The following is a 14,911-nucleotide window of genomic DNA, read 5'->3' as shown; positions in this document are numbered from 1 at the left end:
GGTAAAATGACGATTCATGTCGAGAGCTTCAGGAGCAAGAAAGACAGTAATGAGGTCGATGCTGGAACAGGCCACCACGAGAGTTTATTCTTGTAGAATTAACGGTGCGCCCCGAAAATATCGCACGCTTACCATAGTCGAGGTGAATTAATGAATGACATTGAACGGATTCTCGGTAGCGAAGGCGAGTCACTGCTGACATACGAGTGTGGCGGAATCAGTCGCGATCATTTGCATTTGCCAGGGCCCGATTACGTGTCCCGGGTGCTGTCCGACAGTGATCGTTCCAATACCGTGCTGCGCAATCTGCAGACGATTCTGGGCCACGGCCGGCTGGGAAATACCGGCTATGTATCGATTCTGCCGGTGGATCAGGGCGTGGAACATTCTGCTGGGGCATCGTTCGCGCCGAACCCGCTGTACTTTGATCCCGGCAATCTTGTGGAATTGGCGATTGAAGGCGGCTGCAATGCCATTGCCTCCACCTACGGTGTGTTGGCGTCGATCAGTCGCCGCTATGCCCACAGGATTCCATTCCTGGTAAAGCTCAATCACAACGAACTGCTGACCTATCCCAACGAATACGACCAGACGCTGTTCGCTAGTGTCGAGCAGGCGTTCGAACTCGGGGCCGTTGCCGTGGGTGCGACGATCTATTTTGGTTCGCCGGAATCGCGCCGGCAGATCGAGGAAGTGTCACAGGCGTTCGAGCGCGCCCATCAGTTGGGCATGGTCACCGTGCTATGGGCGTATCTTCGCAACCCGGCGTTCAAGCAGGATGATGCCGATTACCACACGGCGGCCGACCTGACGGGACAGGCCAACCATCTGGCCGTGACCATCGGCGCTGATATCGTCAAGCAAAAGCAGGCGACGGTGAACGGGGGGTTTAAAGCGCTCGATTTCGGAAAGACCCACGAGCGTGTGTACTCTGAGCTGGCAGCTGATCACCCGATTGAGCTTGCCCGCTACCAGGTCGCAAATTGCTACATGGGTCGCATTGGGCTGATCAACTCGGGCGGCTCATCCGGTAGTGACGATCTGCATCAGGCCGTGCGCACAGCCGTGATCAACAAGCGGGCTGGTGGTATGGGGCTGATTTCAGGGCGTAAGGCTTTCCAGAAGCCTATGGCTGAAGGCGTGCAGTTACTGCACGCGATTCAGGACGTCTATCTCTCCGAGGCTGTGACCATAGCCTGAGAGAACTTCACTCCTGATGGCAAACCTTGTTGCACTCTTGTTGCACTATTGTGCCGAATTATCTGCGGCCGGGGCGGAGAGATCGACTTCCCTGTCGGCCATAATTCTGTTTAAGGCATCGGGATCAAGTATTTCCACGTGTTTTCCGTGAACGTCTATGATCCCGTTTTTCTGAAAGATGCTCAGAATCCTGCTTACTGTTTCCAGTGCCATGCCCAGATAATTGCCCATATCCGCACGGGTCATGGGCAATCGCACTCTGGTAGCTGGCAACGTGTTGGGCCCGTTATGCTTTGAGAGATTGATCAGTAAATGGGCAATCCGTTTGTCAGTGCTCATCCTGCTGGTGACGAACCTTAAATCGCTAATGAACTTTTGACCCATGAGCCGCAGCAGGCTTCTCAGTATGCACGGCTCTTCTGTGATTAGGCGTTCCAGCGTTTCAAATCGGATTTTGCAAAGCAGACCCGTTTCCAGAGCGACTGCGGAGTAACTGTGGCGGGCGTCGTTGAGTCCGTCGAGGCCGAAAATATCGCCTGGCAGGCACAGGTCGACAATCAACTCCTCCCCGGCACTGGTTCCCAGAGAGCATTTAACAGAGCCTGATTTAACCATATAGAAATATTCAAAGGGCGAACCGTACCCATAAACCCGCTCTCCCTGAACAACCGGAATGTTGGTCGTAAGGGCAGATGCAAGGATTTGATCGGCACCTCCCTGGGCGACGCCTGGGGCTCTGTAGAATAGGCACTGTTTTCTCAGGTAACACTTGGAACAGGGTGAAGCTGGAACACTCATTTTGTACGCTCTGGTGGCTATGGCGGCCTGTCCGGCAGCCGCTATTCGAATTTGTCAGACAAAGTTGCGCGGAAGAGCCAGGTCCCAGTTTCGGGAGAAAACTCGTTTATCACCTTCCCAGGCGTCTAGTTCTGCCTGGATGTAAAAGGTAGTTGCATCGGCCCTGAGTATGGTGTGCGTCCTGGTATGGACTGACCAGTTTCCGCGGTGAAAGGACCGCTCTGTCTTATTTTCTCCCTGCGGGGAACTGAAATCGTCGTCCCGAAAGGTGTACCAGTCCCAGGTGCGACTGGTGACCTCAAGGTCAATCTCCTCGATGCGGAAGCATCCGTTATCCTTGATGACCTCGAGAGTCGACAGATCTTCCGCCAGATCCCTGTGGACCAGCCAGTTGTGGTGGGCAGGCTCAATCAGAGTCATTGCAATCGGCGGTGCCCCAGCCGGATCCTCAAAGACAATTTTTGCATCGCTGTCCTGTGGTGGCCGCGACGGTAATTTTAGTGAAGAACACTCCGTCCGGAGGGTCAGGTTCACCGCTCTGGGCGGTGGCCAGGCAAGCGCCCAATAAGATGTGGAGATACTGATGCGCAGTCGGTGACCAGCAGGAAAGACCTGGGCGATGTGATTCAGCGGAACGTCAGTTTCAAAGAATTCCCCCGGAATCAATAACTCTGGCCGATCATCGCCCTTTCGGTGGTTGAGGTTGAGCAGGCCATAGGTGACCCTTGTTGCTTTGCCATCGGGCGCCACATCGGAGAGGCGGACTGCAACCATTGCCACAGGTTGATTGCTGGCAAGAGTCAGGGTCACAGACGGTGCTCCCAGGATCTCAAGGTGCTCGGTCAGGGGCGCACTTTCATAAACGAGTGCGCCGCCGTCCTCCTCGCGCTGATCGTGGGGCAGATCGGGAGCGGCGGAATAGGAAGCCCATTTCCCGGCAAAGAGACCAACATTCAGGGGGGACTGGATGCTTACCTCAGAACCCGTCGCTACCTTGTCCGACGGCCCGGCGGATTCCCGGAGCTCTGTCCCGGGACCGAAGCGGAAAATCTTCTCGGAGATCCGCACAGAGGGCCATTGTAATTCACCCACCCAACGTCCCGGTCGCTGATGATAATAAGTGGTAGGGGGAATGCTGTCCTGCATCCAGGCGCGCAGCATGGGTTCCTCCATGATTCCGGTCTGTCTTTTCTTCAACCAGTGGTCCCACCAGCGGAGTGCTTCCTGGAGAAAGCCGATGGCCGGACCGGGAATCCCCTGATGGGGGTACTTGTGCCCCCAGGGGCCGATCAGCCCCTGACGTGGCACTTTGAGATGCTCCAGGAGCCGGAAAATGGCATTTGTATAGCCATCGGCCCAGCCTCCAACTGCCATAACAGGGCATTGAATGGCGCTGTAGTCTTCACAAACCGAACCTTCCCGCCAATAGTCGTCGCGCCACTGGTGGCGCAGCCAGGTTTCCAGCCAAAGGCCGCTTCCGTTTAACCGCTCCAGCCACATTTCCCGCCAACGCTCGCCAACCAGTTCGGGATCAGGCGGACAACTGGTGTGGGAGAACATGGTGGTCGATTCGGAGAGATTGTCGGTCAACAGACAGCCCCCCATATAGTGCATGTTGTCGGCATAGAGGTCATCGGTGGAGCACGCACTGATGATCGCCTTGAGCGCTGGCGGGCGCCGCGCGGCAATCTGAAGCGCGTTGAAGCCGCCCCAAGAGATCCCCATCATGCCGACATTGCCGTCACACCACTGCTGCTGGGCTAGCCAGTTTATGGCCTGAACGCCGTCGTTAAGTTCCTGCTCGCGGTACTGGTCCGCCAATACGCCGTCGGATTCGCCGCTACCGCGTAAATCGACACGAATGCAAGCGTATCCACTTGCTGCCAGCCAGGGATGTGTAATGCTATCCCTGGCGCGGGTCAGGTCCCGTTTTCGGTAAGGTATGTACTCAAGGATAGCGGGGACGGGGTGTGCGTGCGCATCTTTGGGGCGCCAAATGCGTGCGGCCAGACGGCTGCCGTCATCCAGGGGGATCCATTCATTTTCGACGACCTCGATGTCGTCCAGCCCAGCCCTTTCACCGCTTGTGTCCATTTTGTGTTTTCTCCTCATCCGGTAGTGGCGAGAACTCAAACGGCAGCCAGGTAATTGCCGCCCGATAACGCTCCAGCATGTCATGCTGGGTTGAACCGGCAACATTCACCTCTGCCAGTACATAGCTGTATGGATCCTGGTCCGGAATGTCTGACAGTCGCATGCCTTTATTTGCCTTAAGCAGAACCCTGGTGTCGGGCTGCGCCTCGGCAAGACGCGAAAGCTGGTCATCATCTGGTGCCCGGGTCACGACTGCATCCTGCTGTGTGTAATGCCTGAGCAGAAATTTTGCGGCATGTTTATGGGGTCCGGTGCGGTGCTGAAAGCGCGGGCTATCTCCCAGGGCTACGTGCACTGCTACCTCATGATTGGACATGCCATCCACCATCTCAAACTGGTAGGAATGAGACTGGGAAATTCGGGGGTTAATCTCGATAATCCACAAGTCGTCGCTGGCTTCGTCCCAGAAAAATTCCATGTTGAAACAGCCGTTGTCGAAACCGATCTGGCGAATTACTTTTCCTGCCAGCTCAATAGCACGATCCTGGATCCGGTGAGGTGATTGAGAGGGGTATTCGTAGCGAAGGAAGCTTTTGTGGTTTTTGTCCCGAACCATATCTACCACGCCATGCACGTGGAATTCTCCGTGCTGCACATAGCCCTCGGGGGCGATCTCCCTGCCATGGACGAGGTTTTCAGCAATGAGGTAGTTGCCGTCAACCTTGCCCAGTTCGGATGGCAGATTCGCTCTTTCCAGAATCGTGTTGAAGGGATCGCCGATGCGCCGGATTCTCTGTTTTATGACGTCCAGGGCGTGAGTAAGATCCTGCCTATTGTTGATGCGAAAGCCCAGGGTGGAGCCGTATCCCTTGATGGGTTTTATCCAGAAGGGATAGTCCAGCGTAATGTTGTCCATTGCGCTTTCATCGAAAGGGTTGATGACGCAGAATCCCGGTGTAGCTTCGGGCGCCGCTTGCTGTTGTTCGAGACGGCTCCAGAACTTGTGCGAACACTTTAGCACTGCCTCCAGGGAGGGTGATGGCAAACCGAACTCAGCGCATAAGATTGCCGCCATGGGTGTGGCCGGAAAATCCCAGTGGCAAATAATGGCATCCACCGTTCCGTCGAATCTTTGCAATACGTCCCGAGCTTTTTCAAGCTTGTCATCAATATGGAAGTTTTTTCGGTGCACGAGCTCGTCGGTACGCAAAAGCGGGTGGAAGCAGAAGGCATCGGCATCGGGTATCTTCACGATATCCTGCGCGTGGCGTTTGTCGTATCCAAGAACGAAAATATTCTTTTGACGTTGGGTCATGGTTTCCACACCTTCTGGGAGTATCTGCCCCTACTTTTGAACTGATGCAAGGTCTTCATAGCGGGAATTCCCGGATCTGCCCCGGCTCAAGTTCATGGATGTCGTCCTTCAGGCCTATCCGGACTGGATGCTGGGCCGAGGGTTCGGTGCTGACCCGGACCGAAACAGGCGTGAGATGGAAGTTCAGCATATGTCCGCGGTAGTGAATGCGGAATGTCAGAGAACGTAGTTCCGGCGGCAGCGCCGGGTTGAGCCACAGGGTGTTTTCCCGCGTCTCTATGCCCGTAAAGCAGCGCTGGATCAGATCCACCGTCCCTGCCATGGCTCCGGTGTGGATGCCTTCCGGTGTGGTGCCCCCCTGGATGTCCTCGACGTCGCTGCGCAGAGCCTGACAGAAAAGCGGCCAGGCACCGGGGCGATCGAAGCGGGCAAGCACCCAGGAGTGGACCACCTGGCTCAGAGTGGAGCCATGGGAGGTCCGGGCCATGTAATAGTCGATGTTGCGGGCAACGGTGTCGTGGTCAAAGGTGTAGCCGAGGCGGGCGAAAAGTTCGCCGAGTTCTTCCGTGGTGAAAAGATAAAAGAGCATCAGTACATCCGCCTGTTTCGACGCTTTGTACCGATTGGGCGTGTCGTCTTCGCTTTCAAGGATTCTGTCCAGGCGGTGAATGTCGCCGTATTTCGTCCTGTAACCCTCCCAGTCAAACTCGTGAAGCTTCTCGTAGCCTTCAAACTGGCTGATGATTCCGCATTCATGGAAATGAATATGCATCCTGCGGCTGATGTCGTCCCAGCGGTCGAAATCCTCACTTGTCAGTTGCAGCCTGTCGCAGATTTCCATGAAACTGGGCCCCGGCATGACAGTGCGCAGCTCGAGAGCTCGCAATAGCACCCATACCGCCATAATGTTGGTATAGGCGTTATTGTCGATTCCGGGTTTGCTGGAGTCGGGGTAGCCGTCGTGGTATTCGTCAGGTCCCATGATCCCGAGAATTTCGTAACGGCCCCGATCCTCGTTGTAGGTAGTGATGCTGGACCAGAAGCGGGCTATTTCCAGCAGCATTTCAGCACCGTAGGACGATAGAAAGTCGCAGTCGCCGGTTACTTCGAAGTAGTGCCATACGTTGAAAGCCACGGCGGAGCTGATATGGCGCTGAAGGCTGGAGTTGTCAGGGATCCAGTTGCCGGACTGGGGATTGAGATGCAGTGTCTGACTCTCTTCCCGGCCGTTGCTGCCGCTCTGCCAGGGAAACATGGCGCCCTCGTAGCCCTCGGCCCGTGCCGCGCGTCGGGCGGCGTCAAGCCGACGGTAACGGTACTGGAGCAGCGAGCGGGTGATTTCCGGTATGCGCAGGTTGAAGAAAGGAAAAACGAAGAGCTCGTCCCAGAAAATATGACCGCGATAGGCTTCGCCGTGAAGACCCCGGGCCGGGATACTGACGTCGAGGTCGAGAATATGGGGGGAAGTGGTCTGCAGAAGATGCATGATGTGCAGACGCAGAGTCTTCTTGGTATCACTGTCCTCACCATCCGCGTGTGTTGCCAAGTCCAGCGAGAACTGGCCCCATAACTGTTTCCAGCGGAGACTGTGCCGCTGGGCGAGAATATCGAATCCCGGCGCTTCCTCTATCGCCTGCCGCGCTTCGCTCATCGCATCGCTGATGGCCCGGTCCCGGGACGTATAGACAGCCACAGTCTTGACCATTTCCAGGGGCTTGCCGGGCTCGATAGCGAGGTTGCTGAAGTGATGGGCTATGTAATCGTCTTCCCATGCAGTTTCTCCCTGGCAGGCGACAGACTCAGCCTCCCGGGAGAAACGAGTCACTGCTGCCTGGGCAATTCTGATATGTGATTGACTGGTCTCCATCTCCAGCAACAAGGTATTCCCGGGCGCAGTTTGCGCTACGATGGGGCAGAGGTGGCGATTGTTCAGCGCCCGGTACCGGGCCACGCCGCTGTTGTTGACCCGGCCATCGAGAGCGCTGCAGACGTCCACTGTCCCGGTCCAGTTTTCCGCCCGTAGAACCGTTTTCATGGCCGCAAGGTGAGGCTGGTCCATGGAAACGAGCCGTTCCTGATGCAGTGTTGTTCGCCGACCCTGGCCGTCATCGAAGCGGACACTTCGCCGCAATATTCCCTCGTGGATATTCAGTTGCTGATGGAACTCCAGTATTTCGACTCTGTCGAGATCGAACCAGTGTCCGTTTTCGATTCGAAAGGTAAAAGGCAGCCAGTTGGGAATATTGACCATGCACTCATTTTCGATGGTCTCTCCCGCCATATGGGTTCTCAGCCGGTTGAAACAGCCGGCAATATAACTTCCGGGGTAATGGACATCATCGGCCTTGGCCTCCGGCGCCGCACCGCGGGTGGCGAAGTAACCGTTGCCCAGGGTGCACAGGGCTTCGCGGAGAGGCTCTTTCCCTGCCTCGAAATCCTTGTATTCGAGGGACCATTCCGTCATGGGCGGACCTCCCGATCTTCCTGTGTGTGTATGAATAAAAGGTAGCCTGAATAACCGTAATGTGAAGCTGTCATCACAACATCCATGCCGTATGCATTTGTTGACAGGCGCCCGCTATTCATAAAACGGAATGCCGCTGTGGAGCACGGCCACCGGGAACTTCGCCAGGAGATCGGACACGGCCAGTTCGCCGTTGGCTTCAGCCGTGATCTGGTCCCCGGTGAACAGGTTGTGCCACTGCTGGTGGTCATTGACCGCCTTCAGGGAGACCCCGGCGCCCTCATAGAGTCCTGCGGCAGTCAGCCGACCTGCTTTCGCAGCCCCTGTCTTGCACAGGCATGGGACGACCGTCAGCAGACATTGGTCGTGGTAGTGTCGTGCAAAGGCGCACAGGCCGTGGCTGTTGTCACCATGGATGTGAACCGGCTCATAGCTTCCATGGAGAAACAGCCCGGGGTGGCGGCGGCGAAGTTCCAGCAACTGCCAGGTTACATAGAGCTTGATTCTTCCGTCGGGCCACCCATTCGCCAGTTCCGCGACCAGGCCGTCTCGGTTGCCGTCGGCACTTTCACTTAACTGACGCAGCATCTGCTCCCGCACGCCGTAATCAACCGGTCTGCGGTTGTCGGGATCCACCAGGTTCAGATCCCAGAGCTCAGTTCCCTGGTAGAGGTCCGGAACGCCGGGCAGAGTGAACTTCAGTGCGGTTTGGGCCAGGCCGTTCAAGGCCCCGAGAGGGCCCAGCACTTGCATGAATTCCAGCAGACTCTTCAAAAACACACCGCCGGGCTCAAGAATGCCGCTGACAAAAGAGGATAATGCCTCCTCGTAAGTCTGATTGGGGTGGGCCCAGCTGGAATTCAGTTTGGCTTCGCGCACCGCCTTGATCATGTAACCCTCGATGCGCTGGCGGTAGTCATCGAGGGCAGCGGTATCGGGAAACGAGGAGTCGTAGCTTGCCGAGCCCACCCACTCCATGGGAATACTCCCTGCCAGCGTCTGGTAGAGCAGGTATTCGTCATTGCGAACGGGAGCGTCGACCGCATCCACGGATACCCGGTGGCAACCGTTGAGGCTGATCCATTCCTCCACCTTGCGGCGCCACAGTTCCGGTATCTCCGTCAGGGCATTAAGTCTTGCCCGCACATCTTCGCCTCTTTTGCTGTCGTGGGTCGCTGTGGTGATCATGGCGTGGGGCCACTGTTTACCCCTTTCATCAATGAATCGGTGGAAATCCTCCATGGAAGTGCCAAAGTGGCGGGGATCGCCTCCCACTTCGTTGAGTGAGGCCAGCACCATGTGTCGGTAGAAGGCTGTGTCCTCGAGGCTTTTGGCCATGATCGGACCGCTGTACTGCTGGAACTTCATCGCGATACGGATAACCTGGTTGCGGTTAAAGCCGCTGCGGGAACGTGCGAGATCGGTAGTCAGTACACCGCGTATGAAGTCCAGAAGCTCGTTGTTGATCAGCGGGTTTCTTTTTTTCGTGCTGGAAATCGCCTGGTGTATCTCGTGGCGGTCGCTGGCGCCGCAACCTCTGGGGTCAACATAGGTCCGATAGACCGGAAGCGAGACGATGATTTCTGCCAGGGCACGGCGCAGCGAGGCCAGGGTGAAATCCCGGGTGTGCCAGTTGGATTCCGCCAGCCGGGAAAACAGATTGGAGAGCACCTGGATATCACTGGCCAGCAGGTGGTCGATTACCTGACGCTTGGCGCTTGCCAGTGTTTCGTCGAAACTTTCCCCCATGCCCGTCAATTGGTGGTAGAAAGTTTGCAGTACGTTTTCAGATGCCGGTTCGACAAACAGGCTATTGATGCGGTTGAGAACTTCGTATCCCGTTGTTCCGGCCACTGGCCAGTCAGTGCGCAATACCTCCCCGTGGGCGAGAATTTTCTCGACTACAAGATAAAGGGAGTCCCCCCCGGACTCACGGCTTGCAGCGGCATTCCGGAGCTTCTCACAGTAGTGGCGGGGATCTGAGAGCCCGTCAATATGGTCGATGCGCAGTCCATGGAGTTTACCCTCGGCAATCAGTCGCAGTACCAGGCGGTGAATGTTATCGAAAACCTCCGCGCGCTCGGTGCGAATGGTGACCAGGTCGTTGATGTCGAAGAACCGCCGGTAGTTGATGTTATCCGACGCCACCCTCCACCAGGAAAGCCGGTAGGCCTGCTTCTGCAGGAGCCGGTGCAGGCGCAGACAATTGGCATGCTGTCCCGGCCCACCGTTATGAAGGGCGACAGCTCTCTCAATCTGCTCCTTCACCTCAGGCATACCTTGCGCCAGGGATGCCAGTTGTTCCTTGAGGGCCTCGGCCCGTTGCCGGACTTCGCGCTGACGACGGCCGGAAAGCCCTGCGGTTCGTAAGGTCCGGAAGGCGGCGCTGAGCTCCGCCAGCTCGGATCGGGCGGAACCACTCAGGATATTGGATGACACGCCAGAAAGAATCCGTGCGTAGTGGCGCGGCGCGACGGGAAACAGGTGGTCGAAATAGCTCACCGCAAAGCTTCCCTGCGATGCATCAAAGCCCAGTTGCAGCTCGCCTCCCTCCAGAACCTTGCCGTAGGATTGACCGAGAAAGGGCAGTAGTACCTTGCCCCGCAGTAGAGCGTTGGGTGAGTGCCAGTCGATATCGAAAAAGCCGGCAAAAGGAGAGGCCTCTCCCCACTCGAGGACGTCCTGCCAACGATTGTTGTCTGCTTTGCCGACCCCCATGTGGTTGGCGACAAAGTCGAGAATAAGGCCCATGTCGCGACTGGCCAGGCCAGCGGCGAGCTCGTCGAAGTCCGCCTCGCTTCCCAGTTCGGGGTTGAAAGCATTATGGTCGGTGACATCATAGCCGTGGGGGCTGCCGGATCGAGCTTCCAGAAAGGGCGAGGTATAGAGATGGCTGATGCCCAGGCGGTCAAAATAGCTCAGCAGGCGCCGCACCTCCGTGAATCCAAGCCGCGAATCGAGCTGAAGGCGGTAGGTGGCCCTGGGAGTGCCTGAGCCGGGATTGTCAGAAAGAGTCGCGCGTTCAGTCATTGCTCTCTCCATGAGGTGTTGATGTCCCTGACACTCCCCGTTCCCGGTTGAGATGAGCCGCCATTTCCTTTATGGCCGGATCAGCCAGTAGGTCCGCGACCTCCAGGGGCAACTTGCGACGCCAATTGGGATGCTCATCCGTGGTGCCCGGCAGATTGATCTGGTCGAGAACTTCCAGCGGATCCTCAGGGTAGACCAGCTCCACTCCTGCGCTCGATCGGCCCAGGTACCGATAGGCGGCAATAGCCAGTTCACGGACTTGGCGCCTTAGCCAGCTCCCCGGCAGATGTCCTGAGGGCAGCAGGTCTTCTCTCTGAAGAGCCTTTACCAGTTGCCGTCTGTCCCGTACCCGGTCTCTGATCGCCTGGTAGCGCTCTTCGGCAGAGGGAAACAGCCGGTAGCGGCTGCGCAGACGCAGATCCTGGCCCGTGATGAAACCACGAAGGGTAGGCAGATCGTGGCTGGCTAACGAGGCCAGGGCAAGCCGCGGGTAGTTTTTTGGGGCCACATGACGGCCTTCCCGCGTGCGCTCAAAATGCAGGAGCCGTGTGGAAAAAATACCTGCCTTGCGAAGTCGGGCCCGGAACCCGCGGGGCACGGTTCCAAGGTCCTCGCCGATGATGGCACACCGGTTGCGGTGACTTTCCAGGGCAGCGATGGCGAGCATATCGTCGAAAGGGTAGGAGACATAGCTGCCACTGTCGGGCGAGGCGCCTTCGGGTATCCAGTACAGCCGCTGCCACCCGAGTACATGATCCACCCTCAGCGCGCCGGCATGGCGCATGTTGGCCCTCAGCATGCGTATAAAGGGCCGGTAGGCCTTTTCCCTCAACTGCAATGGAGTCATCGGAGGAATACCCCAGTCCTGCCCGAGAAGATTGAAGGCGTCGGGAGGTGCGCCGATGCTGGCACCCGTGGCGAACAATGCCTGCTGGCGCCAGGTTTCTGCGCCCCAACGGTCCGAGCCTACGGCCAGGTCCAGACAAAGCCCCAGAACCATACCGCTTGCCTCACAAGCGGTAGCTGCCTTTTCCAGTTGGCGGTTAGCAAGCCATTGCAGGTAACAGAAGAAATCGATCCGGCTGCGGTGATCACAGGCGAATTCCGCCACCCGTGGTGAAGCCGGGTTACGGTAGGGCGCCGGCCAGTCCCGCCAGGGCGTGTCATGTCCAAAGTGTTCACTGAGCGCCTGAAAGACTCCCAGGTCCCGAAGCTCGCTTCCCCCTTCGGTCACGAACCGCCTGAAATCAGCTGCGTCCGGATCATCGCTGTCGAACCGTCGTTCCAGTGCCCTGAGCTTGAGGGGCAGCACGGCTTCAAAGTTCACCAGGGACGATGACCGCAGGGCGGTCAGCCCCTCTTCATCGCGGACCTGCGGATGGGGCAGAGCGATGTAGCCGGTATTGAGAAATTCCCGCGAGGAGGGCCCGTAGGGACTGATATGAGACGGGCTGCCGGGAAAGAGGGCGTGAAGTGGATTGAGCGCGATGGTATCCGCGCCAAGGGCGGCAGCCCCCGAAACCAGTTGCTGCAAATCCGCGAAATCACCGATGCCCCAGTTTTGCTGTGACCTCAGCCCGTAGAGCTGGACAGCCAGCCCCCAAAGCTTCCGACCCCGCTTCAACTTTTCAGGAATATGGGCGTGCGCTGGTGCCATGATCAGACTCATGGCGCTGCGGCCGTCCACGGAGTCATCGAGATAGTCGCTCAGGGTGCCGTTCAGCGCCAGAGTATGGTAGCCAAGGGGAAGTCCCCGCGGAAGCGGCAGGCGCAGGCGCACCTTTTCCACGCCTGCCACCTGCTTTCTCTCTTCAACGGTCAGCCCGGCCGGTGCGATCTCTCCCTCCCGGAAGCCTCCCTCCTCCAGTTCGATACGCCAGCCCAGCCTTCGGCCCAGGTCTGCAGTGGCGAGAAAGAGGTCGCAACAGGGTGATGGTTCATTCTCCGTCATCACCGTGACCGACGGTAGCGTGCCGAGCCAGCGCCTCTCCTGCAGCGCTGTGAGGCTTGCCGCCGCCTCTTCGGCAGAGGAGGCGGGAAAGCCCATGCTCTGGAGGAGAGCCCGCTTGGTAGCGGTGGTCACATCCCGCCATTTTCCGCGGACATCGCGGAAGCCGGAATGGACTCCTGCTTCCCTGGCAAGGCGGTTGATGGTGACGGAATGCAGGCTAGGCATGGACGGCCTCGCCGGTCTGTATTATCCAGAGCACTTGCCAGGGAGCCAGAGTTGGGGCTCCGTCCTGATGCTCCCGGGCCGGTATCGGCCCGAAGAGAACATGGCCCTCTGGCAGTGCGCCAGTGACGGCGCGTTTGTCGGAGCAGTTGGCAAACAGGTGAAGCGCGGTTCCGTCGGTGCCTGTCCACATTACACGGAGCATGGGCCCCCCGCTGAGGCAGCGCGCCACTCCGCCGTTCAGGGAAGACAGCGCTGGAATGATGTCCCGATGGCGAATTCGTAACAGCTCCCGGTAGAATGCCAGCCACTCCCTGTGAAGGGAATCCTCCAGTTCACGCCAGTCCAGGCAGCTGGCGGCGAAAGTGCCCGGCTCGTTGGGATCGGGAAGGGTAGTGCCGGATTCCGGGTCGGAAAATTCGGGAAATTGCTGGAATTCTCTCGCTCGTCCTTCTCGTACCGCCTCGGCAAGCTCTTCTTCAAAATCGCAGAAATACAGAAAAGGCCGCTCGGTGCCCCATTCCTCCCCCATGAATAACAGGGGTGGAGAAGGTGCCAGCAGTAGGATAGAGACCAGCGCCCGCAGGGGCCTTAAGGGCGCCAGGACTGTAAGGCGCTCCCCCAGTGCCCGGTTTCCGGTCTGGTCGTGATTCTGCAAAAAGGCGACAAAGGCGCCCGGGGGCAGTTGGCCGCTGCGCTCTCCGCGGCGGGCATTGCGGTAACGGGAAAATTCGCCCTGGTAGGCGAAGCCTTCACATAGGCAGCGTTCCAGGTGGCGCAGGGGATTGTCGGTGTAATCGCCGTAGTAACCGTTTTTTTCGCCTGTCAGCAGCGCATGGGCGGCATGGTGAAAATCGTCGTTCCACTGGGCATTGTACTGGTGGGCCCCGCTGGTTCCCCCCAGGTAGTGAGCGGCGTTGTGATCATTTTCCAGTATCAGATGTACTTGGCGGTCCGGTTCCGTCCGGCGCCGGATGGTGTTTGCCAGTTCCTCGAGTACGTCGGGACAGGAACGGTCAAAAATGGCATGCACTGCATCCAAACGGAGTCCGTCCAGGTGATACTCATGGAGCCAGTAGAGGGCATTTTCCACAAAAAAGCGGCGCACCGTTTCACTCCCGGGGCCGTCAAAGTTGATGGCAGACCCCCAGGGGGTGTGGTAGCGATCCGTAAAGAAATCCGGCGCATAAGCGTGCAGGTAGTTGCCCTCCGGACCGAAATGGTTATAGACCACGTCCAGGTAGACCATCAGGCCTCTGAGGTGGGCCTCCTGTACCAGCAATTTCAACTCGTCCGGCCGGCCATAGGCATTGCAGGGTGCAAAGGGATAGGTGCCATCGTAACCCCAATTCCTCGCACCCGGAGCCTGGGACAGGGGCATCAGTTCCACAGCAGTCACGCCCAATTGCAAGAGGTGGTCCAGGCGCTCCCGGATTCCCCGGTAATTGCCGTCCGGGCTGAAGCAGCCGGGATGCAACTCGTATATGACGGCTTCCTCCCACCGACGTCCCTGCCAGTTCCCGTCCTGCCAGGGGAAACTGCGGGGGTCGATGACTTCGCTGGGACCGTGTACTCCCTCCGGCTGATAGCGGCTGGCGGGGTCCGGAACGGCCATCGTCGGTGAAAGACGGAATCGGTACAAGGTGCCCGCCGGACAATCGTTACGGACGTGCTGGTGCCAGCCGTTGCGCGAATCCATTTCGACACTGCACCAGTTCCTGGCCGTGGGTGCCCGGAATTCGAGTTCCACGCTGTCCAGGGCAGGCGCCCAGAGGCGGAAATCGGTTTTCTCGCCCTTGAAATTGCAGCCAAAAGGCATCTCGTGATACCGCTCCAT

At 58.1% G+C, this 14,911-nt stretch carries 8 protein-coding genes; 1 reads left to right on the top strand and 7 read right to left on the bottom strand.

All coding sequences use genetic code 11. From position 1 onward, the window contains the following. The first annotated feature begins 150 nt into the window (after positions 1-150). The gene (locus DIT71_RS09750; protein ID WP_114613033.1) at positions 151-1,200 is read left to right on the top strand and encodes a class I fructose-bisphosphate aldolase; all 1,050 of its coding nucleotides are present in this window, start codon (positions 151-153) and stop codon (positions 1,198-1,200) included. Between the two features lie 45 nt (positions 1,201-1,245). Here the strand turns inward: DIT71_RS09750 and DIT71_RS09745 are convergent, their stop codons facing one another. The 7 genes from DIT71_RS09745 to treZ all read right to left on the bottom strand — a co-directional run bounded on the left by DIT71_RS09745 (position 1,246) and on the right by treZ (position 14,911). Beyond that, positions 1,246-1,998, bottom strand: a complete 753-nt coding sequence (locus DIT71_RS09745) for a helix-turn-helix domain-containing protein (protein ID WP_114613032.1) — start codon at positions 1,996-1,998, stop codon at positions 1,246-1,248. Positions 1,999-2,052: 54 nt separating this feature from the next. Continuing rightward, a complete protein-coding gene (locus DIT71_RS09740; RefSeq protein WP_114613031.1) occupies positions 2,053-4,092 on the bottom strand; it encodes a CocE/NonD family hydrolase in 2,040 nt (679 codons plus the stop codon). Next, positions 4,076-5,407: an ATP-grasp domain-containing protein gene (locus DIT71_RS09735; RefSeq protein ID WP_114613030.1), complete on the bottom strand. Its 1,332-nt coding sequence runs from the start codon at positions 5,405-5,407 to the stop codon at positions 4,076-4,078. Before DIT71_RS09735 ends, DIT71_RS09740 begins: the two co-directional genes overlap by 17 nt. A gap of 55 nt (positions 5,408-5,462) precedes the next feature. Beyond that, entirely contained in the window at positions 5,463-7,871 is a 2,409-nt protein-coding gene (locus DIT71_RS09730) for a glycoside hydrolase family 65 protein (protein ID WP_114613029.1), read from the bottom strand. Between the two features lie 114 nt (positions 7,872-7,985). Then, on the bottom strand, positions 7,986-10,901 hold the full coding sequence (treY, locus tag DIT71_RS09725) for a malto-oligosyltrehalose synthase (protein ID WP_158538970.1): 2,916 nt from the start codon (positions 10,899-10,901) through the stop codon (positions 7,986-7,988). After that, a complete protein-coding gene (gene malQ, locus DIT71_RS09720; protein WP_114613027.1) occupies positions 10,894-13,077 on the bottom strand; it encodes a 4-alpha-glucanotransferase in 2,184 nt (727 codons plus the stop codon). Before malQ ends, treY begins: the two co-directional genes overlap by 8 nt. Then, positions 13,070-14,911, bottom strand: coding sequence for a malto-oligosyltrehalose trehalohydrolase (treZ, locus tag DIT71_RS09715; RefSeq protein ID WP_114613026.1), 1,842 nt, complete (start codon positions 14,909-14,911; stop codon positions 13,070-13,072). Before treZ ends, malQ begins: the two co-directional genes overlap by 8 nt.

The sequence above is a fragment of the Marinobacter vulgaris genome, assembly GCF_003344045.1.
Lineage (GTDB): Bacteria > Pseudomonadota > Gammaproteobacteria > Pseudomonadales > Oleiphilaceae > Marinobacter > Marinobacter vulgaris.
The sequence above is the reverse complement of the archived record's forward strand: the minus strand, read 5'-3'. Positions and strand labels throughout refer to the sequence as shown.

Bases quoted from the DNA above. Each gene is read 5' to 3' on its own strand.
- DIT71_RS09750 (WP_114613033.1), top strand. From the start codon at position 151: ATGAATGACATTGAACGGATTCTCGGTAGCGAAGGCGAGTCACTGCTG.
- DIT71_RS09745 (WP_114613032.1), bottom strand. From the start codon at position 1,998: ATGAGTGTTCCAGCTTCACCCTGTTCCAAGTGTTACCTGAGAAAACAG.
- DIT71_RS09740 (WP_114613031.1), bottom strand. From the start codon at position 4,092: ATGGACACAAGCGGTGAAAGGGCTGGGCTGGACGACATCGAGGTCGTC.
- DIT71_RS09735 (WP_114613030.1), bottom strand. From the start codon at position 5,407: ATGACCCAACGTCAAAAGAATATTTTCGTTCTTGGATACGACAAACGC.
- DIT71_RS09730 (WP_114613029.1), bottom strand. From the start codon at position 7,871: ATGACGGAATGGTCCCTCGAATACAAGGATTTCGAGGCAGGGAAAGAG.
- treY (WP_158538970.1), bottom strand. From the start codon at position 10,901: ATGACTGAACGCGCGACTCTTTCTGACAATCCCGGCTCAGGCACTCCC.
- malQ (WP_114613027.1), bottom strand. From the start codon at position 13,077: ATGCCTAGCCTGCATTCCGTCACCATCAACCGCCTTGCCAGGGAAGCA.
- treZ (WP_114613026.1), bottom strand. From the start codon at position 14,911: ATGGAGCGGTATCACGAGATGCCTTTTGGCTGCAATTTCAAGGGCGAG.